General features: G+C 39.1%; 17 protein-coding genes, 2 tRNA genes and 2 pseudogenes. 9 read left to right on the forward strand and 12 right to left on the reverse strand.

Features of this window, described 5'->3' with window-relative positions:
* Positions 1-43: 43 nt before the first annotated feature.
* Together NMK36_RS17195 and NMK36_RS17200 are read left to right on the forward strand one after the other, a co-directional pair.
* Positions 44-1,333: a glucose-1-phosphate adenylyltransferase gene (locus tag NMK36_RS17195; protein WP_072719519.1), complete on the forward strand. Its 1,290-nt coding sequence runs from the start codon at positions 44-46 to the stop codon at positions 1,331-1,333.
* 201 nt (positions 1,334-1,534) lie between these two features.
* Positions 1,535-1,993: pseudogene (locus tag NMK36_RS17200) on the forward strand (CNNM domain-containing protein); the annotation flags it as partial.
* Positions 1,994-2,130: 137 nt separating this feature from the next.
* Here the strand turns inward: NMK36_RS17200 and NMK36_RS17205 are convergent.
* Positions 2,131-3,030 carry an IS982 family transposase gene (locus NMK36_RS17205; protein WP_254172701.1) on the reverse strand — a complete coding sequence of 300 codons (900 nt, stop codon included), beginning with the start codon at positions 3,028-3,030 and terminating at the stop codon, positions 2,131-2,133.
* A 32-nt stretch (positions 3,031-3,062) separates the two neighbouring features.
* Positions 3,063-3,305: a hypothetical protein gene (locus NMK36_RS17210; protein ID WP_254172700.1), complete on the reverse strand. Its 243-nt coding sequence runs from the start codon at positions 3,303-3,305 to the stop codon at positions 3,063-3,065.
* Positions 3,306-3,316: 11 nt separating this feature from the next.
* On the opposite strand from NMK36_RS17210, the pseudogene NMK36_RS17215 reads away from it, so the two are divergent.
* The 4 genes and pseudogenes from NMK36_RS17215 to NMK36_RS17230 form a co-directional block, all read left to right on the forward strand.
* A pseudogene (locus NMK36_RS17215) lies at positions 3,317-3,976 on the forward strand (CBS domain-containing protein); the annotation flags it as partial.
* Between the two features lie 71 nt (positions 3,977-4,047).
* Positions 4,048-4,129, forward strand: a tRNA-Tyr gene (locus NMK36_RS17220).
* A 66-nt stretch (positions 4,130-4,195) separates the two neighbouring features.
* Positions 4,196-4,267, forward strand: a tRNA-Thr gene (locus tag NMK36_RS17225).
* 262 nt (positions 4,268-4,529) lie between these two features.
* Entirely contained in the window at positions 4,530-4,949 is a 420-nt protein-coding gene (locus NMK36_RS17230) for a helix-turn-helix domain-containing protein (RefSeq protein WP_245824252.1), read from the forward strand.
* A 188-nt stretch (positions 4,950-5,137) separates the two neighbouring features.
* Here the strand turns inward: NMK36_RS17230 and NMK36_RS17235 are convergent, their stop codons facing one another.
* The gene (locus tag NMK36_RS17235; RefSeq protein WP_072719520.1) at positions 5,138-5,575 is read right to left on the reverse strand and encodes a hypothetical protein; all 438 of its coding nucleotides are present in this window, start codon (positions 5,573-5,575) and stop codon (positions 5,138-5,140) included.
* A gap of 57 nt (positions 5,576-5,632) precedes the next feature.
* Complete coding sequence (locus tag NMK36_RS17240) at positions 5,633-5,965, reverse strand: 2Fe-2S iron-sulfur cluster-binding protein (protein ID WP_254174245.1); 333 nt, start codon at positions 5,963-5,965, stop codon at positions 5,633-5,635.
* 280 nt (positions 5,966-6,245) lie between these two features.
* On the opposite strand from NMK36_RS17240, the gene NMK36_RS17245 reads away from it, so the two are divergent.
* Positions 6,246-8,048 carry a ShlB/FhaC/HecB family hemolysin secretion/activation protein gene (locus NMK36_RS17245; protein WP_254174246.1) on the forward strand — a complete coding sequence of 601 codons (1,803 nt, stop codon included), beginning with the start codon at positions 6,246-6,248 and terminating at the stop codon, positions 8,046-8,048.
* Here the strand turns inward: NMK36_RS17245 and NMK36_RS17250 are convergent.
* From NMK36_RS17250 to NMK36_RS17265, 4 genes are all read right to left on the reverse strand, one after another.
* On the reverse strand, positions 8,045-9,349 hold the full coding sequence (locus NMK36_RS17250; RefSeq protein ID WP_254174247.1) for a TldD/PmbA family protein: 1,305 nt from the start codon (positions 9,347-9,349) through the stop codon (positions 8,045-8,047). The two genes, NMK36_RS17245 and NMK36_RS17250, sit on opposite strands and share 4 nt — an antisense overlap.
* 236 nt (positions 9,350-9,585) lie before the next feature.
* Entirely contained in the window at positions 9,586-11,280 is a 1,695-nt protein-coding gene (gene mutL, locus NMK36_RS17255; RefSeq protein WP_254174248.1) for a DNA mismatch repair endonuclease MutL, read from the reverse strand.
* Positions 11,281-11,480: 200 nt separating this feature from the next.
* A complete protein-coding gene (locus NMK36_RS17260) occupies positions 11,481-12,620 on the reverse strand; it encodes an ATP-binding protein (RefSeq protein WP_254174249.1) in 1,140 nt (379 codons plus the stop codon).
* Between the two features lie 173 nt (positions 12,621-12,793).
* Positions 12,794-13,291: an acyl-CoA thioesterase gene (locus tag NMK36_RS17265; protein ID WP_254174250.1), complete on the reverse strand. Its 498-nt coding sequence runs from the start codon at positions 13,289-13,291 to the stop codon at positions 12,794-12,796.
* Positions 13,292-13,406: 115 nt separating this feature from the next.
* On the opposite strand from NMK36_RS17265, the gene NMK36_RS17270 reads away from it, so the two are divergent.
* A complete protein-coding gene (locus tag NMK36_RS17270) occupies positions 13,407-14,261 on the forward strand; it encodes a universal stress protein (RefSeq protein WP_254174251.1) in 855 nt (284 codons plus the stop codon).
* Between the two features lie 99 nt (positions 14,262-14,360).
* On the opposite strand, the gene psbM is transcribed toward NMK36_RS17270, so the two are convergent.
* The gene (psbM, locus tag NMK36_RS17275; protein WP_193870927.1) at positions 14,361-14,474 is read right to left on the reverse strand and encodes a photosystem II reaction center protein PsbM; all 114 of its coding nucleotides are present in this window, start codon (positions 14,472-14,474) and stop codon (positions 14,361-14,363) included.
* A gap of 155 nt (positions 14,475-14,629) precedes the next feature.
* Entirely contained in the window at positions 14,630-15,217 is a 588-nt protein-coding gene (locus NMK36_RS17280) for a Uma2 family endonuclease (RefSeq protein WP_254174252.1), read from the reverse strand.
* 248 nt (positions 15,218-15,465) lie between these two features.
* Between NMK36_RS17280 and NMK36_RS17285 the strand changes: the two genes are divergently transcribed.
* Positions 15,466-21,207, forward strand: coding sequence for an MG2 domain-containing protein (locus tag NMK36_RS17285; protein WP_254174253.1), 5,742 nt, complete (start codon positions 15,466-15,468; stop codon positions 21,205-21,207).
* A gap of 125 nt (positions 21,208-21,332) precedes the next feature.
* On the opposite strand, the gene NMK36_RS17290 is transcribed toward NMK36_RS17285, so the two are convergent.
* Both NMK36_RS17290 and NMK36_RS17295 read right to left on the reverse strand, forming a co-directional pair.
* Positions 21,333-22,235 carry a succinate--CoA ligase subunit alpha gene (locus NMK36_RS17290; protein WP_254174254.1) on the reverse strand — a complete coding sequence of 301 codons (903 nt, stop codon included), beginning with the start codon at positions 22,233-22,235 and terminating at the stop codon, positions 21,333-21,335.
* Positions 22,236-22,282: 47 nt separating this feature from the next.
* Complete coding sequence (locus NMK36_RS17295; protein ID WP_254174255.1) at positions 22,283-23,437, reverse strand: ATP-grasp domain-containing protein; 1,155 nt, start codon at positions 23,435-23,437, stop codon at positions 22,283-22,285.
* Between the last annotated feature and the right edge of the window lie 7 nt (positions 23,438-23,444).

Below are 23,444 nucleotides of genomic sequence, written 5' to 3' on the forward strand. Positions count from 1 at the left end.
ACTGGACTTGGGAAGACTATTGGCAGTTGAGAGGTAATTTTTTGTGAAACGAGTTTTAGCAATCATTCTCGGTGGCGGTGCGGGTAGCCGCCTGTATCCTTTAACCAAAATGCGGGCCAAACCTGCGGTGCCCATTGCGGGTAAATATCGGTTAATCGACATCCCCATTAGTAACTGTATTAACTCCGAAATCCTCAAAATCTACGTTTTAACCCAGTTTAACTCAGCATCTTTAAACCGTCATATTGCTCGTGCTTACAACTTCTCTGGCTTTGATGATAGCTTTACAGAAGTGTTAGCCGCCCAACAGACCACCCAAAACCCCAATTGGTTCCAGGGTACAGCAGATGCGGTGCGTCAGTATTTGTGGTTGTTTCAAGAATGGGACGTTGACCAATATCTGATTTTATCCGGTGATCATCTTTACCGCATGGACTATCGACAATTTGTCCAACGTCATTTAGATACTAATGCGGATATTACCCTTTCAGTATTACCCATTGATGAAAAACGAGCTTCTGATTTTGGGTTAATGAAACTGGATGACTCAGGGCGAGTGGTCAGTTTCAGTGAAAAACCAAAAGGAGACGCTCTCAAACAAATGCAGGTCGATACCTCCATGTTGGGTTTATCTCCTGAACAAGCGAAAGAAAATCCTTATATTGCTTCGATGGGGATTTATGTCTTTAACAAAGATGTCTTGATTAAGCTGTTAACAGACAATCCTGAACAGACAGATTTTGGTAAAGAAATTATTCCCAGCGCCTCCGGCGATCATAATGTTCAAGCCTTTTTATTTAAAGACTATTGGGAAGATATTGGAACCATTGAAGCATTTTATAATGCCAATATTGGTTTAACCCAACAACCTCAACCTTCCTTTAGTTTTTACGACGAAAAATCCCCGATTTATACCCGTTCTCGTTATTTACCCCCCACGAAAATCTTAGATTGTCACATTACTGAATCTATTGTTGCTGAGGGTTGTATTCTCAAAGAATGTCGGATTGATCATTCTGTTTTGGGCTTACGTTCCCGTGTGGAAGCTGGATGTGTGATTGAAGATACCCTGCTTATGGGTTCAGACTTTTATCAACCGTTTTCAGAACGTCAATCGGGTTTACAAGAAGGTGGAGTTCCATTAGGGATTGGTTCTAATACCTTAATTCGTAAGGCAATTGTTGATAAAAATGCCCGCATTGGTCGCAATGTTAAAATTATCAACAAAGATAATATCCAAGAAGCAGAACGGGAAGATTTAGGATTTTATATCCGCAGTGGAATTGTTGTTGTTCTTAAAAATGCGGTGATTCCTGACGATACCGTGATTTAAGGCTACTGCCAAAATAAAACTTAACCCATTGTATTCAGAGGACTTCCTGAAAATCAGGAGTCCTTTCTTGCATAGATTCCTTTTCAAAATTGGCTGACTACAATGACAATGCTCTACAATCAAAACAGTTTTTTTAGATAACTTTATCCTGTTGTGTTTACAACTTTTCCGTCTGAATTCTTGTTGGCCCTTGCGGAAGCGATGCCTTTACTGGGAAATGTTGGGCTAGATATTCTGGTTCTGACCTTCATGCTGGTTCTCTCTGCCTTTTTCTCCGGTTCCGAAACGGCTATCACCGCCCTCGATAATTTAAAACTGCGAGCTTTAATTAAAGAACAAGGTGACCCCAATGGAATGTATACCTTGGTTTTAGAAAAACGGGCAAGATTTATTACAACGTTGTTAGTGGGAAACAACTTGGTGAATAATTTCTCTGCCATTCTCACCAGTAATTTATTTGCAATTTGGCTAGGAAATGCGGGAATAGGAATTGCAACGGCTGTTGTTACTTTCTTAGTCCTAATTTTTGGAGAAATTACTCCCAAATCCTTTGCCATTAACAACATTTTACCGATTTTTAAAGCTGTAGTTCGCCCGATTTACCTGTTATCTATTATCCTGTCTCCGGTTATTGTTCTATTAGAAACGATTACTCAAAGCAACGTGAGTTCGACGGAGTTCGATCGCTACACCGTCCGGCTGACGCTCACAGCGAAGCCCCAAGCTGTAAGTGCTAAGGCTTGATCGAAATTTGCTTGTCAGTTTTAATGTTTATTTAAGGCGCGGGAAATTTAAATTTATTCAAAATGATAAACGGGTTGTTCAATGTCATACAATGATGGCTTTTCTGGTTGATAAGTATAAGCTATCATTCCGGCTACTAAATTCACCATAAAATTAGCTACACTTCGATGTCTTGTATGTTCAATTTGGCATAAGTTTTTCAGTTGATCGTTCACTGATTCTATTATACCTCTTTTTCTTAATTTCATTTTATCTGACCACAACATTAATTTATTTTTCATGTTTTTCTTCAGCCTAGTTATCAGTTGTAAACCTTTTTCATGTAATTGCCTAAATAATTTTTCCGAAATATATCCCTTGTCTCCAAAAATTTTCCCCACAATTCCTTCTGTTAATTCTGGGACTACTTTTCGGTCATCAACATTGGCAGGTGTGACTTGAAAATTTAAAATTTCCCCATAGTCGTTGATGATTAAATGTAACTTAAATCCAAAATAAAAGCCCATTGAACTTTTCCCCCATTCCGCTAGTCCAGCAAAGACTTTATGGCTATTTGCTCGATTTTTATGACAGACTTTTAAGGCGGTTGAATCGATAAAACTTGTTCCAGTTACCTCGCCTTTACAACAATACTCAAAGTAACAACATAGTGCTAATAAAGCATAAGACATTAACTCAACAAAACGATTATAACTGACTAAGTTAGGCATAGCTTTCGACCAATATGCCATTACTTGTAATCGGTAAAAGTCTTTAAATGTTCGGTAACGTGAACCATGAAATCCGATCAATATTGTCATTATTTCACTTAAAGTCAAGCGGGTTTTGGGTCGGCTTTGACCCACCACTTCTGGTAACAACATTTGTGCCAATAAGGGTTCAAATACTTGACAAAAGTCATCCACGTCACAAAAAACTTCTGTCATGTCTAAGTGTGATGCTCTGTGATCCATAAAAGCCTCCCTAATTGTCTAATATTTGCTGGTTACATCTCTATTTTCCCACGCTTACTGATTAGATCATCTGCCAAATAGCCGTCTGTTTTATCGCGATCGCCTGCCAAATAGCCGTCTGCTTTATCGCGATCGCCTGTCCAATAGTCGTCTGTTTTATCGCGATCGCCTGTCCAATAGTCGTCTGTTTTATCGCGATCGCCTGTCCAATAGTCGTCTGTTTTATCGCGATCGCCTGTCCAATAGTCGTCTGTTTTGTCGCGATCGCACTCCATCGAACTCACGTCAAAGCATTATTCGCCTGTTTAGCCCCGGTGGAGTCCAGCAGGGGTTATCGGTGCAAGACCTACGACTGATGATTGAAATTTTAGGGGGTCGGGGTCAGTTAGATTGGCAAAAACATCAACTGTTGAATAAAGCGTTGATGATGGATTATTTAATGGCGCGAGAAGTCGTTAAACCGCGAATTGAGATGCGAACAATTTCCAACCAAGCCACTTTACCCGAAGTGATTGAGTTATGTTTAGAAACCGGATATTCTCGAATTCCAGTTCAAGGAGAATCCAAAGATGAAATTGTGGGAATTGTTCATTTAAAACGGGCGTTACAATTAGCTCATACCCACGAGGAGGAACGCAACACTATTTCTGTCACCGAAGCTATGAGCCCGCCGGTTTACGTTCCCGAAACGAAACGAGTCGGGGATTTACTCAAGGAAATGCTACAACAGCGCCTCCACCTGGCGATTGTGGTTGATGAATATGGGGGAACCGTTGGGTTAATCACGTTAGAAGATATTTTAGAGGAGTTAGTCGGGGAAATTTACGATGAGAGCGATTTTCCGAGTCGTACCCAACGTCCCCGCAATCCCTCCCGCCCAAACCGAACTTCAGAACAATCCCGCCGACTCCCAAATCGTCAGTATTTTGAGCCTCCTTCCTCCTAATGGAAAAAAAGTTTTCCAAACCCCTAGACATTTCCTGAGATTGTGCTACTATATAAAATTGTTGAATAAATGGGTCGATGCCCGAGCGGTTAATGGGGGCGGACTGTAAATCCGCTGGCTACGCCTACGCTGGTTCAAATCCAGCTCGGCCCACCTCTAAAATTAAACCTTAGAGATTAGGAACTTCCAAATCTTAGTTCTTACTTCTTAATTTTTTTTGCCCGTGTAACTCAGTGGTAGAGTACCTCCTTGGTAAGGAGGAAGTCACGAGTTCAATCCTCGTCACGGGCTTCTGTTCTTTCGTTCACTCTAAGCACTTGCTGACAAGGCTTACATCGTGACTTCAGCCTTACGCAAGAGAGATTCTACCACTGAGTTACTCAAAAATTACTCAATCTATATCTAGCTTAAGAGTAAAATGAGTAACTCACCCATAACTTTTATATAGAAATGCCCAAACGAGCCCCAAATTAGCTAGATGTAGAGCGAATAAGCTGCTACGCAGCTTGATTGTATAATAGAAGATTAAGTGTTTTTAGGAATATAACCCCCAATGCCAGCCAAAAATCATCTGTCTAAAGAGCAAAAAAGAAAATTACTTAAAGAAATGAAAGAGAATAAAAATGCTCAAATTAGAGAAAGAATATTAATTTTATTATTAATGAATGAGGGAAAAACGTATCAAGAGATAGCCAATTTTTTAGAGATTTCCTATCCGACAGTAGCGTACTGGGCCGTTCATGGAGATCCAGATAAAATGGAGAGTTTTATAGATGGGAGAAGCCAAGGAAACTTTCGGAAAGCCACTGCTGAATATGAAGAAATGTTAGTAGAAGTAGTAGAAAAAGAGCCATCAGAATATGGATATGAATTTGGGAGATGGACAGGAAATAGATTAGCAACATATTTAGAGCAAGCAACAGGAATTAAGTTGAGCGGCTCTCAAGTCAGGAGAATATTACAAAGAAAGTAGAGCAGCTAGAAGACTTGTTACATAAATTATTAATGAAGGAAAGCTAATCATCAATTGGCATCGTAAAATTAAAAACAAGGGAAATGCCGTTTATTAAATCAAGCTGCTACGCAGCTTATGACAAGGAGATTCAGCATAACACGCCCCGCACAACCGAATTGGTTCCATAGTTAATGTACAAGAGTTTTTTATGGCTCGGTGACTGTCCCAGAACGATCTAATCCGGCTTTGACCCAATTAATACAATCTTGTTGTGAAAGGAAAAGTTTAGGGGCTGCAATATTATTTAAACTATAAGGTTTGTAATGATCGTAAAAGTATTTTTCCGCTTCTTGATAAATTACAATTAAATCATTTTGATAGGTATATCGACAGTGAAAATAATCTTCTTTAGGAACAATATCCGAATAGTGATCTAAATGATCTTGAGCAATTTCGATAATTTTTTCCAGTTGACTACAATAGAGATCAGCCGGATTTTCAGATTTGTGAAATTTTCCTTTATGTCCCCATTGGGATAATAACATATAAGAATAAATCTTTTTATCACTCACCGTTACTCGAACGAAGGGAATAATTAAATACCCTTGATAAGAAATAGATTTTTCGTATAAAAAACGATCCATATTAAGAATAAAAAGTTAAGTTTTGACGGCGAGTTTAGATGAATCAAGGGATAAATATCAATCTGAATTGGGTTGATGATAAAGAGAGGATTGATATAAAACTTGTTCTTGATGGGTATAGAGGGTACAATCTGAACGAGGATAAGCAACACAGGTTACAGTATACCCCATCGCGATTTCCGCAGGCCGGAGAAATTTTTGTTCACTTTGATCAACTTGACCGTTTAGGAGTTTAGCAACACAAACTGAACAATCTCCTTGCTCACATCCTGATGGTAGACGAATACCATTGTCTTTTGCAATATCGAGAATATACTGATCATCAGGAACCGGAATGGTGCAATCTAAACCTTGAGCTTCGTTAATTAAGCGGACTTGATAAACCGTCATTGTAAAAATTTGACTCAATTGCTGTTCAGGAGTAGCCTAATTTTTAATTATAAAAGAAGAAGGAGACACTTTAGACCCAAGATCTCTAATCTTGATATCAATTTGTTGCAAAAGTTAAAATGGCTAATAATCAGGATTTAGATTGGCTGACTTGAAGAAAGAAATCAATAGAAGAATAAAGGCTCTGGAGGTTGATGAAATATTCATGCTCTGGACTATTTTCAATTTCTGGATTCCTTAACTCCTAAGACTCTAGTAAAACCAGATTTCTATATTTTTTATGCCTCATTTTTTACATTTTTTTAATATTAAAAACCTGGGTTTTAATTCTTTAAAACTTAATATTAAACTTCGTTTTTTTCCTGCCTATTCTCCATTTTTTATCCTATTTTTACAGATCAATTCTGCCTTAGCTCAGGTGAGTTCTCCTCTAATAGATCAACGTCCTGAATCTTTACCCCACGACGGATCAATTATCCCAATTCCCCCTCAACCCTCACCCCTAGAACCTCAACTTCCTTCTCCTTCCCCTCCATTAGAACCCTTGCTTTCTCCGTCAGTTCCTACCCCAATCCCCTCAGAACAAATTCCTGAGAGTTTGAATACCATTACAATTGAACGGTTTGAATTTGAAGGAAATACGGTTTTTAGTGATCAACAATTAGCGGAAATCACTAAACCCTTTGTGGGTCATCCCATTACCTTTACCGAGTTATTGCAGGCGCGTTCTGCGGTGACAAATTTTTATATTTCTCAGGGTTATATTACGTCCGGTGCATTAATTCAGCCCCAAACCTTAACTAATGGAACCGTGACCCTTACCGTTTTAGAAGGAAGAATTACCGCAATTAATATTCAAGGAAAAGGGCGATTAAATCCTAACTATGTTAAAAGTCGGTTGGAATTAGTAACTCGTAAACCCTTTAATCAAAAACACCTTTTACAAGCTTTACAATTACTGCAACTTGATCCGGTTGTGGAAAGGATTTCGGCGGAATTAGCAACCGGAATTAATCCAGGCGAAAGTATTCTGAATGTTACGTTTGAAACGGCAAACACCTTTAATGTTAATTTATTTACCGATAATAATCGCTCTCCGACGGTCGGATCATGGGAACGGGGAATTGAAGTCAGTGAAGGGAATTTATTAGGACAAGGCGATCGCTTAGAGTTGTCCTATAGTAATACTCAAGGGAGTAATATTGTCGATACGTTGTATACCTTTCCTGTTACCTCTCGCAATACGACATTAAGTTTTTATTTTAACTATACTAATAGTCGCATTGTGGAACCTCCGTTTAACGATTTAGATATTAAAGCTAATAGTGTTAATTATGAATTCCGCATTCGTCAACCCATTATTCAAACCCCAACGGAAGAATTCGCATTAGGGTTAACCTTTGGTCGTCGGGAAAGTGATACCAGCATTTTAGGGGTGGGTTTTCCTTTGTCCAGGGGTGCAGAGGAGGACGGGAAAACGCGACTTTCGATTTTTCGCTTTTCTCAAGAATATACCTATCAAGGGCCAAAACAGGTGTTTGCGGTGCGATCGCAATTGAGTTTTGGGGTCGGACTCTTGGATGCAACGTTGAGTTCAGATCAACCGGATAGTCAATATTTTGCTTGGCGAGGTCAGGTGCAGTGGGTGCGGTTGTTAGCACCTGATACTGTGTTTTTATTGCGGTCTGATGTGCAACTGACAAACCAAGAATTACTTCCTTTAGAACAAATGGGACTGGGAGGGATGGAAAGTGTGCGCGGCTATCGTCAGGATGTGTTGTTACGGGATAATGTGATTTTTGCTTCCGCAGAATTGCGTTATCCCCTAGTTCGCACCAAAAATGGTGAGGGAGTCTTACAACTCACCCCCTTTATAGATTTTGGTCAAGCTTGGAATGCACCGGGAGAATTGGAGTTACCCGATCGCACATTATTGTCCGTCGGGTTAGGATTAAGGTGGAAATATAGCGATCGCTTGACCGCACGAATTGACTGGGGAATTCCCTTAATTCAAACAGAGTCTGGCGATCGCACGTTACAGGAACAAGGAATTTATTTTTTATTAAATTGGCGGCTTTTTTAATGTTTAGCTGCAACTCCTAACTGTTCAAATAATAAACTCGGAACATAGGAACTACTTCCCACCCATTCCGGTTGATTTCCTAAATCCACTAACTGTTTAAAGGCTTCAAAAATATTCCCCGCTACCATTGTATTTTTCACCCGACCGACAATTTTACCTTGTTCAACTTTATAGCCTAAATCGAGGTTAACGGAAAATTCTCCGGCGAGTTGATTGGATTGACCTGCCCCTAAAACTTGATCTACAATTAAACCTTGATCAATACTAGCAATTAAGTCTTCGGTTGAGGTTTTTCCGGGTTCAAGACATAAATTAACTAAGGACGGACTAGGACGAGATAACCCCCCGCGAAATCCATTTCCGGTGGATGAAATTTGATACTTACTTCCCCATTGTCGATCCCAGTAAAATTGATTTATTGTTCCGTGATCAATGAATCGTTTGGCGGTGGTTGGAGTTCCTTCATCGTCAAAAGAACAGGCGGAGGGGCCGAAATTGGGGTCTTCATATAAACTTAAACGAGAATCAAATAAAGTTTCTCCGACTTTATCAACTAAGGGGGAAGATTTTTGAACAATGGTTTGACCGGATAAAATTGTTCTAAATAATCCCCCAAATATTCTCGCAACGGCTTGTGGGGTAAAAAAGATGGGGAAAGTTCCACTTTGAATTGTGGCTTTTTGTTCGGCTAGGCGATATTTTTGGATTAAGTCTTGGAGTAAGCGGTCAGTTTGTAAAGGGCGATCGCTGGCAACATCATAACAGCCAATTTCTAAAAAGTCTTCTCCTCTAACTAAATTTCCCGATAAGGAAGCACTGAATAACTGACTAGAACGTTCGGCATAAACATCTTGATTTGTGGCAATTTGGATTTGTTGACGAGAAATATTAAATCCCACACTCACTAAGATTTCAGGATTATAATTAAGTACCTGTTCAATCAAGTTTTTCCCAATTTCAACTAATTCTTGAGTGGTGGGAGGAATAAAGGAAGAAGTCGGGGAAGATAAATGGAGATCCGCCGCAAATTCAAAATCAGCCGGGGCTCCAATTTCTGAGGTTTGTAAGGCGGCTTCGACTAAATCTTCTAAACGGGTTAAATCCGTTGAACTAGCAAATCCTAATTTACCTTGGTGAATGAGTCGTAATGCTACTCCTTGTCTTGCTTTTGTTTGTAGGGACTTGAGGCGATTATTTTCAAACTCAATAGGAGTATTCTGACTCGACAGATAATAAACCTCAACAGCATCTGCTTTTGGAGTGGCGAGTTGTAAGATTTGATCTAAGATAGGATTTACCATTGGAAATTAATAAAATAGGATTATTTTTATTGTATAACAAAAATCAGAAAGTCTGCAATTATAAGTTACTCTCTATTAGCCTTTAAACTTTTTTTGACTTCTAATGTTAAACCCTAAAATATTAGACAATCACTTTTTTCTATTCCCCATTGATCATTGCCTTATAAGTACCGAGACATAATTATTTATACATTTATTTGATGATTTCCTGTTCCCTGTTCCCTGTTCCCTTATTATTAAATTCCATGACTTTTTCCAATCACCCAATGACGACGGAAAAACCAGGATAGGGAGGATTCTTCTAATTGTAAAACAATCGGGCGACCATGGGGACAAGTGCGGGGGTTTCGAGTTTTGATCCATTGATCTAATAAAGTTTGCATTTGGGTTAAACTCAGAGATGTGCCATTTTTAATCGCACTGCGACAGGCTGTTGCGACTTGGGCGGCTTGTAAATCTCCGCCTAAACTTAATTCTAATAAAGCTTCTGAACAATCACTGCGTTTTGCTAATAATTCCGGTGCATTTCTAACCACCCAAACCTCCTCGCCAAACAAATCAATTTCTAATCCTAAACGCTGCATTTGTTCTAATTGGGCTGTTGAGAGAGATTGTAAAATAATACCAGGTTCGAGAGGAACTAATCGCCATTGATCACAAATTTGTTCATATAAAACCCGTTCATGGGCAATATGTTGTTCAATTAACCATAATCCGCTAGAATGTTCTGCAATAATATAAGTATTCAGAACTTGGGCGATCGCTTTAATTTCGATCATCCCTAATTCATTATGAGAGGAAATTGCAGATTCTTCTAAATTAGAGTTTATCGAAGAATTAATTTGATACTTTCCCTTTTCTTCTGAAACTTTGATTAACTGATCAATTCGATTTTGAGGCAAAGAAATTCGATCAAAATTTAACCGTAAGGCTTGATCAATTCCTTGACTAATTTGTCCTTGTAATACGTTTAAGTTTTGAAGATAAATTTCACTTTTATCCGGGTTACGATTCCAGTCTATTTGATTGGGAGAAAGGTGGACATGAACAAAACAAATGGGATAGCGATCACGGGGACAAGTTCGCGCCAAGGCCGTTAATAAGGTTTGTTCTAATTCAGGCGATCGCACCATCCGGCCATTAATAGCAACCTTCACCCAATCGGGTTTACGACGATGGCATCGGTCGGGTAATCCTAATATTAATTCAATAGTTTCTTCATTAATATTATCAGAATTTTGGGGAATTTTCAAATAATATAAATCATTCAAACGAATATTTTTAATAATTTGGGGTAAAATTTGTTGAGCATTGACTCCCGGACTAATTTGAAACCAAGGAGTATTACCTTGACGAAGTTGCCAAGTGACCTGGGGATGACATAAGGCAATTTGCTGAATTATTAACTGAATCCCCCGCAATTGTTGAGCAGAAGACGGCAAAGATTGGCGACGAGTTTGCCAATTTTCAAATAAATTAGAAACAGTAACAACGGTTCCCGATGCAACCGCAATAGTTTCGGTTTTAATCGCTTCTCCTTGCTGATTATAATGAACTCGCCAACCCGGACTCGAAATAGAAGGAGAACTCGGACGACTAATAATTTCTAAATTTGATAATTGCGCTAAACTATGTAAGGCTTCCCCGCGAAATCCTAAACTTTTAATTTGAAATAAATCAGTAATAGTATTAATTTTACTGGTACTATGGGCGGTGGCAGCTTGTTTTAAATTGGCTAAATCCATTCCTAACCCATTATCCGCCACTTGTACCCGCCACAATTCCGGCCATACGGAGATTGTAATCCGAGTTGCGTGGGCATCTAAGGCATTTTCAACTAATTCTCGAACCACAGCGGCTAAGGAATCAATAACTTCACTAGCCGCAATTAAATAAACAACATCTTGGGGGAGTACACGAATTAAATTCAAAGGAAAAACAGTTAAGTTTAACGTTAAAATGCTGTAGAGATCGAGTTTATTCTTTCCCTACAGTTCCGATCTTGATCTCAGGGTTAAAGCGTATAGCAGTTGCCAAGGCAGTTAGAACATAGACTGATGCCAAAACCGTGTGCAGAGAACTCTTTTCCTCTCTGTTCCCTGTTCCCTGTTCCCTGTTCCCTACTATAATTTTAATTTAATTTGACTTCTTCAGCAACTTCTTCTAGCATTTCTTCGGGTTGGGTTTCTGGCAATAGAATATAAAAGGTCGTGCCTTCGTGAGGAATCGATTTAAACTCGATTTTACCGCCATGAGCATCAATAATTGATTTAGCAATTGCTGTGCCTAATCCCGTCCCACTGCGTTTTCCATAGGTGACAAAAGCATCAAATAAATGCTCTCGAATCGCTTCAGGAATTCCAGGGCCATTATCCGCAATGGCAATTGTAACCCAGCCTGGAGTTTTTGAGGTGGTGATTACAATTTTTCCCCCTGGTTTTTCAAAGGCTTCTACCGCATTCCCCACTAAATTTTGAAAGACTCGAATCAATTTATTTTCATCAACATAAATAACACAATCATCATCCGCCTTCACAGAAAACCCAACTTGAGTGGATTGAAAATAGACTCGATTTAATTTCTCAAAATGTTCCAACATTTTAGCAACATAAACGGGGCGACGATACAATACCGTGCTGCCTTTGGCAAATTCTAAAACTTCCTCCGCCATGCCTAACATTCGTTGAATTTGCATCGAAATTAAATCACACCATTCTTCCGTTTCTTCATCGGGGTGCATTTCCTTCAACATGGCACTGGATAACTGAATTCCGGTAAAAGGACTTCTAAAGTCATGCAAAATAGTATTTACCATTTCCCCGACTAATTCCATTTTTTCTTTCCGAACCAACTGATTAACATATTGATTAGTGGTCACTCGCAAATGGTGAATAATATAACTAAATAAATTTAGAATAACTTTACCCTTAGCATTGCTTAAAATTTCCATCAAGTGAGGTCGGGAAATTTTGGCTAATTTGATTTTTCCAGCCGCCATTGCTCTAGCACTGCGAGGTTGTCCATCTAAAACCCCAAATTCTCCAAAAAAGTCATTAGCTTTAGCAACAGCAACGGTTTGATATTGATTGAAGGAAGCTTGTTTTTTAAACTCAACTTGACCTTCTAAAACTAAGTATAAAAAACTAGGGTCTTCCCCTTCTTCAAAAATAATAGATTGGTCTGTAAATTGTTCAACAACGGCGAGATCACAGAGTTGTTGAGCTTCTGGAGCATCAAAATAACTAATAAATCGATGGGAGGGTAGATCCATTTCAAAATACCGGGTTATCATGCAGAATAGGAGTGATCCGCTCTTGTAGAGTTAAACAGGGGAAGAGAAAGGGCTTGATAGTTGAGAAAAGAGGGATTTCAAAGGTAGGATTGGATTAGGTTTTGGGGATCAAAAAACGAGAGTTCAATCTCTTGACTAAATTATAGCTTGAGTTAATCCAGCAATTGAGCTAAAGACGCTTGTAACACGGGAGGTAGACAACGCATAATTTTTCCGGTTTGTCGGTCTATGGGAACTAAAGTTACTTGAGCCGTAAGATAAAGGTATTGACCATCTAAAGATTCAATCCGATATTCCCAGGGCAATCGCACGCCTTTTGTTGGTAGGATTCGACTTTTAACAACAATCTCCATGCCCATTTTCACGGGTTGATGATAACGAATATTGAGATACACAACCGGCAATTCGCACCCGATTTCTACTAAGGTATGATACTCCAATCCGGTCAAACGTAACCGTTCTACCCGTGCTTCTTCCAACCAAGACAGATAAGTTCCATGCCAAACAATCCCGCCATAGTCGGTATGGTGGGGAAAAACTCGCACAATATAGTCAAACCAAGGCTTTTCGGAAACGGTATCCGTTGAGGGCCCAGACTGAGGGAAAGGATTTGTTTCAAACACGTTACAAATAGATTGAGAACGCAACATTTCTACAAATTATCTGTCAACAGTCAGGTTTATTCTAGGTATAGAACCTTTTTAATCCGAGTCGGAGTTAATCTGACCACTGACAAATCATTTATTTTAATCCAAGGAAATACAGATGATAAAGAAAATTCTAGTTGCTGTTGCAGGTCGGGGATTGTGCGAAGAAATGCTGAATATGCTGTTGGATATCCCCTCCTTCCAAAAAGCATCTGTCACGGTTCTGCACGTTGTTCCCCCTCAAGTCAGTTCAGATACAATGTCAGAAAAGCTAGAGGAGGGGGAAAAAATTCTGGAGGAGGCTGTTAAATCAATTCACCTTGACTCCAAACAAATTACTTCTCAACGTAAACAAGGTGACCCTAAAGATATTGTCTGTCAAGTGGCTGATGAGGAAGATGCGGATTTAATTATTATGGGTTCACGGGGTTTGGGGCGCATTCAAGCCATCCTGGAAAACTCCGTTAGTCAATATGTGTTTCAATTAACCAGTCGTCCGATGCTATTAGTTAAGGACGATACTTATGTCAAAAAACTCCGCAAAATCATGGTAGCGGTGGACGCTTCTGAATCCTCTAAACAGTGTTTGCAGTTGGCGATTTCCTTTACTAAAGATCTTCCAGGTGCTCAACTGATTTTAGTCCATATTAATAAAGATTTATCGGGGAAATCGAGCGAAGATTTCAGTATGAATGCCGAAAGAGACCCGATTTTAGCCCCTGCTATTGAAGAAGCAAAACGCATGGGAATTAGTTACCGTTGTGTGAGTGGGATTGGTAAACCTGGCCCGGAATTATGTCGTGTTGCTGAAGAAGTAAACGCTGATTTATTGATGTTGGGTTCCCCAGACCGTCGCCCCAACGTAGCGAAGAGCTTCATCGACTTAGACCGATTGTTAGGAGCTTCGCTATCAGATTATGTTCGAGTTTATGCGAGTTGTCCTGTGTTATTAACCCGGACAACCAGCGCATAATTTATTCTGAATCAATCCTAGTTAGAAAAAAGCGCCACAGCAATAGTCTGAGGGCGCTTTTTTGAATGAAAATTCAACCCAAATTCACGAAAACCTAAATTAACCTTGTTTTCCTTCGCGGCTTTGGGTTTGAATATACAGAATCAACAGGAAAACAGCCGGAACTAGCACAAACAAAAGGCTGGCTACAAAACCCAGATCATTAACTTGCATAATTGCCCTACCTTAGCTTAAACAGAAAATTCTAATAGACATAGGATATCATTGATTGACGTTTCTGAATAGTGTTAAGGGTTGCCGAGTGCGGAGTACCAAGTACGGAGTTCCTCTCCCTGGTCTTCAGTGTTGCGGTGATAGGTAAGCACAACTTACCAAATTGTAGTTAAATCTAACACAAAACCGGGTAAAATATCCTCTCCTGAAATTTCGTTTGGATAATCTAAAATTTCCACGCCTTGATTCAAGCGATAGATTTCAATTTGTTGCTGTTTCCGATTAATTAACCATCCTAATTTTGCCCCATTTTCTTGATATTCTTGCATTTTTTGACGAGTTTTTTCTAAACGGTCACTGGGAGACATTAACTCCACCACAAAATCAGGACATAAGGGGATAAATTTCTCCTGTTGTTCAGGAGTTAACGCTTCCCAACGTTCTCGACTTACCCAAGACGCATCAGGAGAACGGTCAGCACCATTGGGGAGGGTAAAACCCGTATTTGAGTCAAACACTTCACCTAAATGGGTTTTAGAATTCCATAAATCCAATTGAGTGATGAGTTTAACATTTCGTTTCCCCGTATTTCCTCCCGTTGGTGGCATAATAATTAACTCTCCTGTCGCCGTGCGTTCAAATTGCAAATCATGATTTTCTTGACACAGTTGCCAAAATTGTTCCTGAGTTAAATCGAGTTTTAATGTTAAAATGGGGGGTAAAGTTAGAATATTGGTTTCCATAGGAATTTTGTAAATAAAATTATAAAATTTTATTAAGATATTATAGCATAATATTTTTAAAAGAAACACCTTCAACTAACAAACTCATCTCTAATTTATGTTAACTTTTGTAACATTTTTAATTCATAATCCGGTCACTTTGCACCCCTGAACCCCAAACAGAAACTAAAATTAAATCTTCTGGAATTTTCTGGAATTTTACTTGAAATATCTGTTATTACAAAGGAAAGTATCACCTATTAAAGACGATGAGAAATTTTACCCAATTTCGCCTAATTCGGCGGCGGTTTATCTTCGTTTTTCTATTTATCTTAACTCTGGTGGGATGTCGCATCATTAGTCATGCTCCCGTTAGCGAAGTGATTCCGATGGTGGCTGATTTACCCAAACCCCAACTTCCTAACTGGATTGAAACTATTAATCCGTTAGGGGATAGTCCAGAATTAAGCCAAATTCATGTTATTTTTAAAGATCCTTTAATTCCGGTTGAAAATTTAGACAGTTCCCGACAAAAACAACTTTTAAACAACTTTGAAATTACCCCTAAAATACCCGGAGAATTTCGATTTTTAACCCCGAAAATGGTCGGATTTCAAGCTGATCAAGCCTTACCTTTAGCCACTCGGTTACAAGTCACTCTGAAAAAAGGATTAGCCGATTTAAACCAACATCAATTAGACCAAGATATCGCCTGGACATTTGCCACCGAACCGATCAAATTATCGAATTTACCCGGAACGAAAGAACAACCCGGCTCTCCAGAAAACCCGTTAAGATTAAATCCCCAACTTAAATTTAATTCTAACGTAGAATTAGATTTAAACTCTTTAAAACAACATTTACAACTGATTTCACAAAAAACCAATCAAGTGATTCCAGTTGAGGTTAAACTCGCCGAACCAGAAGACAATAAAACCCCAGTTGAACCCGATGTTAAATTTAATCCGGCTGTTCAAACTATAGAATATAGTGTTACGCCTAAACAACCCTTACAAACTGCTACCCAATATCAATTTAAAATCACACCGGGGTTACGTCCAGCGCAAGGAAATTTAGAGACTCAAGTTGAGATTTCTAGCTTAGTTAAAACCTATGATACCTTAAAATTTATCAGTTTAGAACTTCCCGGTAAAGCCAGCATAGAAGGAACATTTGGAAGGTTTGTAACCGGAAACCCCCAACTACGATTTAATAATGGAATTATTGCAGAATCAGCCCTTAAAAATATAACCCTTAAACCTGCACCTAAAGCCAATATTAAATTAATCCAAGCCTATGATAATAATGACAGTATAACCCTTAATCCTTGGGCTTTAGAACCGCAAACCAATTATACAATTACCATAGGGGGAGAACTTGAAGATCAATTTAATCAGAAATTAGGCAAACCTGTTACGATTACTCATAAAACCGGAGATTTAACCCCCGATATTTTTGTCCCTTCAGGACTCAATATTTTTCCCTCTCAACAAAATTTACAACTCAATATTTCCACGTTAAATTTACCTGAATCTCAATATCAAGCGAGTTATAATGTTGTTCAACCGACAGATTTAGTTTATACCGATAGTGCTTACCCCAGAACTGAGGGTAAAAATTTATTAGTTCCCGTAGAAAAATGGGCAACGTTTGAGGCTTCTACCCCAAAAAATAAAATTCAAGAAACTTCCATTAATTTACGAGAAAAATTAGGCGGAAATACAGGAATGTTAGCTTATGGAGTAAGCGCAAAAACGACTCAATATCAACGAGAAGGTCAACAAAAATGGAGTGAACCTCAATTTTATGGACTGGTACAGTTAACTAACTTAGGAGTCTTTGCTCAATGGTTTCCCGAATCAGGATTAGTCCGAGTTCATCACTTAGATAATGGTTCCGTTGCTGAGAAGGTATCAGTGGATATTTATCCCTCTCAACTGGAGGCAAAATCCTATCCTCAGCCCAAAGTTTGTGCAACGGGAATGACTGATGAACAGGGAATGTTAGTGTTAAATTCTCAACAGTTACAGCAATGTATGAAGGGGAAACGATTTGCTAAAGCTCCGGCGTTATTAGTCATTGCTAAAGAAGGCAAAGATTGGGCATTTACTCGAACTTTTTCCGATAGTGGAGCTTACGGTTATGGAATTTATGCCAATTGGGAAGACCAACAAATTTTATCACGGGGAGTAATTTTTTCCGACCGTCAACTTTATAAACCGGGAGAAAAAATTGCCTTAACAGGTATCGCTTACTCCTTAGAACAGGGAATTTTAAAACCCAATAAAAATGAAAGTTATACCGTGACCTTAGAAAATCCTAAAAAGCAAACCCAAACGTTAGGAGAGTATAAAACCAACGAATTTGCAACATTTTCTGTAGAATTACCCTTAACAGAAAATCAACCTTTAGGAAATTATATTGTTCGAGCAAAAAATCAAAATGGGGTAGAAATTTTAGGGAATTTCCGTGTCGCTGAATTTAAACCCCCTAATTTTAAAGTAGACCTAAATTTAACTCAAAAATTTGCTCAAATTGGAGAAACAATTACGGCGAATGCTAAGAGTGAATATTTGTTTGGTTCTCCCGTTGCGGAGGGTTTAGCTCAATATTATGTCACCCGGACAGCAACGGATTTTAGTCCGAAAGGATGGGATAATTATTCCTTTGGTCGTCAATGGTTTTGGCCGGAAGAAAAACCGAATGTTTCTGATAGTGTATTGCAAGAAAATCAAGCCTTAGATGACCAAGGTTTGGGAAGTAAAACCGTTACCGTTGCTAAGGATTTACCCTATCCTATGACCTATCGCGTTGATGTAGAAGTAACGGATATTTCTAATTTATCCGTTGCCAATTCTCAATCGTTTATTGCCCTTCCGAGTCATCGTTTAATTGGGTTAAAAACTCCCTTTATTGGAGAAGCAGGTAAAGCCTTACCCATTGATATAATTGTCACAGATGATCAAGGAAAACCCTTAGAAAATATTGGGGTAAATTTGCAATTGCAAAAAATGGATTATAGCCGCGTTACACGGGTTGTTGAAGGCGCACAAACGGATAAAAATCAAATCCAATATCAAACAGTTGATCAAATTGAGGTAACGTCCGGTGCTAAAGAAAAAACGGTTTCTTTAACCCCCTCTGAGTCTGGTTCCTATCGAATTCGGGCGAATTTTACGGACACTAATGATGAAATTACAGCCACAGATTTACAAATTTGGGTAACAGGAAATGAATTCGTGAACTGGGGAGGAGTAGACGAGAACCGTTTAGAAATTAAACTCAATAAAACCACCTATAAACCTGGAGAAACTGCAACGGCTTTAATTCAATCTCCCTATCCTGAAGGAGAATTATATTTTGCCGTCGTCCGCGATAAACCTTTGTATGAAACGGTGATGAAAGTCAAAGGAAGTGCACCTGAAATCAAGTTTCAAGTGACTCCTGAAATGTTACCGAATGCAGCAGTTGAAGCGGTATTAGTGCGACAAGGAAAACCGATTTCTGAACTTGAACCGGGGAGCTTAGAAAACTTAGCTAAAATTGGGTTAACACCGTTTAATATTAATCTCGAAGATCAATATCTCAAAGTCCAAGTTGATCCTCAACAAAACAAGCTAGAACCCAGTTCTGAACAAACCTTAAATCTAACTTTAACAGATGCAAAAAATCAACCTGTTCGCGGACAATTGACGGTAATGGTGGTGAATGATTCGATTTTACAACTTAATGGTTATCGTCCCCCCAATTTAATCGAAACAGTCTATGCTGATCAACCGATTTCCACCCGATTTAGTGATAATCGTCCGGCGGTTATTTTAAATCAAGTCGCCTCTCCGTTAGCAAAAGGTTGGGGTTATGGAGGCGGTTTATCCACTGCAACTGCTAATCCTCGAATTCGCAAAGAATTTCAACCTTTAGCTTTTTATAACGGTTCAATTGTTACGGATAATCAAGGAAAAGCAACGGTTAATTTCAAGGTTCCTGATGATTTGACGACTTGGCGAGTGATGGTTGTCGCAACGGATGGAAATCTTAAATTTGGTTCGGAGGAAACCACATTTATTACCACTCAAGCGTTAATTTCTAATCCCATTTTACCTCAATTTGCTCGTCCTGGCGATCGCATTTTAGGCGGATTATCCATTACTAATTTAACGGAAGAACAAGGTAACTTAAATATTACGGGAACCGTTAATGGGGGGATTCAATTTTCGCCGGGAAATACCAATCAACAAACTTTAAAAACTAAAGCTGAAGCCGGAACAAATGCTTACCGTTTTCCAATTTTAGTCAAACAAGCAGGTAACGCCAAAGTTGAGTTCAAAACGGAATTTAACAACAAATTCGATGGGTTTGAAGTGCCTTTAGAAGTTAAACCGTTTAACGTTATTGAACAAGTCATTGAGTCAGGACGCACGACGAATTCCATCACCATTCCCCTGAATATTAGTAAAAAAGTTGTTCCCGATGTGGGAGGATTAGAAATTAATTTAGCGAGTACCTTAATTCCTCAATTAACGGCTGCTGCTGAACAAGTTTTTAATCAAGACGAATGGCCGTTTCTGGAACCTGCGGTGAGTGAATTGCTAATCGCTGCTAATTTGGAAATTCTGGGTAAAAAATATAATCAAAATTTCAGCAAATTGCAGTTATCTAAACGCGCTAAAACCGCTTTAGCTCAGATTAAGACGTTACAGAAGGAAAATGGTGGGATTGCAGCTTATCCGGGTTCAAGACTCTCCGATCCGCTTCTTTCTGCCTATACGGGGGAAGCTTTAGCTCAAGCTACAAAAGCGGGATTTGCTGTTGATTCTCAGGTGATTAATTCCCTCAAAACCTATTTAATCCAAGGGGTTGATAACCCTGGTAAATATGACTTTTGTACCGAAGAAGTTTGTAAAAATGAAATTCGCTTAAATGCGTTAATAGCTTTGGATAACTTAGGAGAAAAACGGAGTGATTTCTTAGATACTATCTTGCAAAACTTTGAGGAATTTGATGCTGTTAATCAAATTAAATTAGTGCGCTATTTATTCCAATTCTCTCAATGGAAAGAAGAGTATAATCGTCTTTTTGAGCAAGTGCAGAAACAGATCTATATCACCGGAAGAACTGCGACGCTCAATTTCCCCCAAGGCTACCGTTGGTTAAATTCTCCGACAACTATTCAATCTCAAGGATTACGTTTAGCACTCACCCAAAATCCCCAATCTCAAACCGTTGATAAACTGGTACAAAGTTTATTGAATCTACGTCAAGATGGCACTTGGGGAAGTAGTTATGATAATGCACAAGCGTTAACAGCTTTAGTTGCTTATGCAGATACAGAAACCACACCTCCTAATTTTAATGTTGCCATTCAACTTGGTAATCAAATCTTAGGAGAAACTCAATTTAAAGGGTATAAAGATTCAAGTTATCGTTTGAATGTACCGATGTCAGAATTACCGAAAGGCAAAAACGATTTAATTTTACAACAATCTAATCAGGGTTTATTAAATTATTGGGTTGCTTATCGATATCGTTTAGAAGGAAATCAACCGGGACGATTAAATGGATTAAGAATTACCCGAACAATTCGTCCGGCTAATGAGGATAAAGTCTTACAAACAATTGATTTAAACTCTCCTCAACAGCTTTTGAAAGTTCAACCCGGACAAGTGTTTGATATTGGGTTAGATATTATTACGGATCATCCCATTGATCAAGTGATGATTACTGATCCCCTTCCGGCTGGATTTGAAGCCATTGATGCTAGTTTTAAAACAACTAATTTGGCAGTACAAGCTCAAAAAAGTAGTTGGCAAATTAACTATCAAACCATTTACAAAGATCGAATTATTGCCTATAGTGATCGTTTGGAACCGGGAATTTATCAACTGCATTATTTAGTTCGGTCTGTCACCCCAGGAGAATATTTATGGCCCGGTGCAGAAGCTAAATTACAATATACTCCTGAAGAATTTGGTCGCAGTGCATCAACAACTTTATTAGTTTCTAAACCTTAGTCCCCTGTAGAGACGCGCCATGGCGCGTCTCTACTAGATCATGAAACCTGTTCCCTGTTCCCTGTTCCCTGTTCCCCATTCGTAATTCGTAATTCGTAATTCGTAATTCCCTATTCCCTGTCCCATTATTTTTTCCGTCTTTTGAGTGCTTTTTTAACTAAAATAGGAATTTCCGAAGGACGTTCTGCAACGAGAACTTCTGCCGTTTTAAAAGCCGCAATTTTACTTTCAACCGTACCTGCATCTACCATATTACTAACAACTTTTGAAGTCATTAATAAACTAGCATGACCTAAAAGTTTAGTCGCTGGAGCGTGTAACCCGGCAATATAAGCAACAACGGGTTTATCAATAGCTTCAGCGATATAAGAAGCCGCTTCTTCTTCGCTAGTTCCCCCCATTTCTCCCACTAAAACAATCACCTCTGTATTTTCATCTTCATCTAAAATTTCTAACCATTGTAAAAAAGAAGAACCCACAATAAAATCACTTCCAATACTCACCGCCACCGATTGACCTAATCCCGCTTGGGTTAATTCTGCCGCCACTTCATAAGTTAAGGTACTACTTCGACTTAATAATCCTACATTTCCCGGTTTATAAAATTCACTGGGGTGAGTTCCTAATAATAATTGATCTGGAATAATAATCCCTGAACAATTAGGGCCAATGACTAAAGTTTCTGTAACTTCCGCTTTGCGGACTAAATGCACCATATCTAAAGGTGGCATTCCCTCAGTAATAATAATTAACTGACGAATTCCCGCCGCCATTGCTTCTAATGCCGCATCTAAAACTTGATAAGGATGAACAAAAATCACACTAATATCGATTTCTCCGACACTGGCAATGGCTTGTTCAACTAAATCAAAAACTGGAATTTCACTTAACTCCTGCCCTCCCTGACCCGGACTGACACAGGCGACAATCTGAGTCCCGTAGGTTTTCATTTGTACAACCGCTTGGGTTAAGGAAGGCGAGATCGTTGTACCCTGTACGATCACTTTACTATCAGGAGTTAAATTCATATTTGATCATCCAATTCGGGGGAAGTTTTACAAGGGTGAGTCACAAACTATTTCGCTAAATTAATCGCTGCAACCACAGCTAAATCTAACCGATCAAATAAATTTACAGGTAAATCAGCAAACTGTTCTCGACAGGATTCGAGATCAATTCCAGCTAACCGAAACACAAATTGAGGTAAATTAGTTGTCCGAGCTTTGCGTTTTAAATACCCGGCAATTTCCACTAATATCGGGAAACGAATCGTAGGTTGAACCCAGAGATTTGCAATCACAACCTTAACCTGTTTGGATTGGGTTACTAAATCAATTCCCCGATATAATCGTTGGCGAAAATCTTCTGTAATTTCATAATGATCCGCCCCACCTAAATTGAGAAAATTTGCAGGTTTACCAGAGGATTGCATGACTAAATCTAAGGTTGCCATGGTTAAGCCAGCCCCATTACATAAAATCCCCATATTCCCTTCTAATTCCACTAAATTCAGTTGGGGATGAAACAATTCATCTGCAATTTTCGGTAGGGAAACCGCATGATAAGTTTGTTGGGCTTTCAAAAGCAAAATCAAGTCTTCATGTCGTCCCAAGGCGCCACTATTGGCGATTACTTTACCATCTAGTGCCATCACTTCACCCGTCGGACTAATCCCTAACGGATTAATTTCAACGAGATCTAAATCTTTCTCAACAAACAAACGATACATTTTTTCAACAATGGTACTCACCGAGAGAATTAAATCTCCCTCTAATCCCATTTTCAACATTAATCGTCGAGCATAAAACGGGGAAAAATCCTGATCGACAATCACTTGCTGAATTTTGGAGAGGGTAGCTTCTACATTCACCCCTCCCTGTTGTGAGCCCAATAACACCGGACGCCGTGAACCCGGATCTAAAGTAACGGCTAAATATAATTCCCGATCTGCATCATATTTGGCTTCAGCTAAGAGGACTTGGGGACATTCACCGCGAATGGGTAAATTAAAAATCATTTGGGCCGCAGCGACCGCATCAATGGTATTTTCCACAAACCGAATGCCTCCGGCTTTTCCCCGTCCCCCCGCCCGGACTTGGGATTTAAGCACCACCGGATAGGGAATGGTCAAACCCTTCAAATCCTGAGCTTGATCAATCCGTTGTGACGGTAAAACCGGAATCGACATTTGACGAAATAACGTTTTAGCTTGATACTCTAGCAAATCCATGCAGTGT

Origin of the sequence: Planktothrix pseudagardhii (assembly GCF_904830925.1) — a bacterium.
GTDB classification, from domain to species: domain Bacteria; phylum Cyanobacteriota; class Cyanobacteriia; order Cyanobacteriales; family Microcoleaceae; genus Planktothrix; species Planktothrix tepida.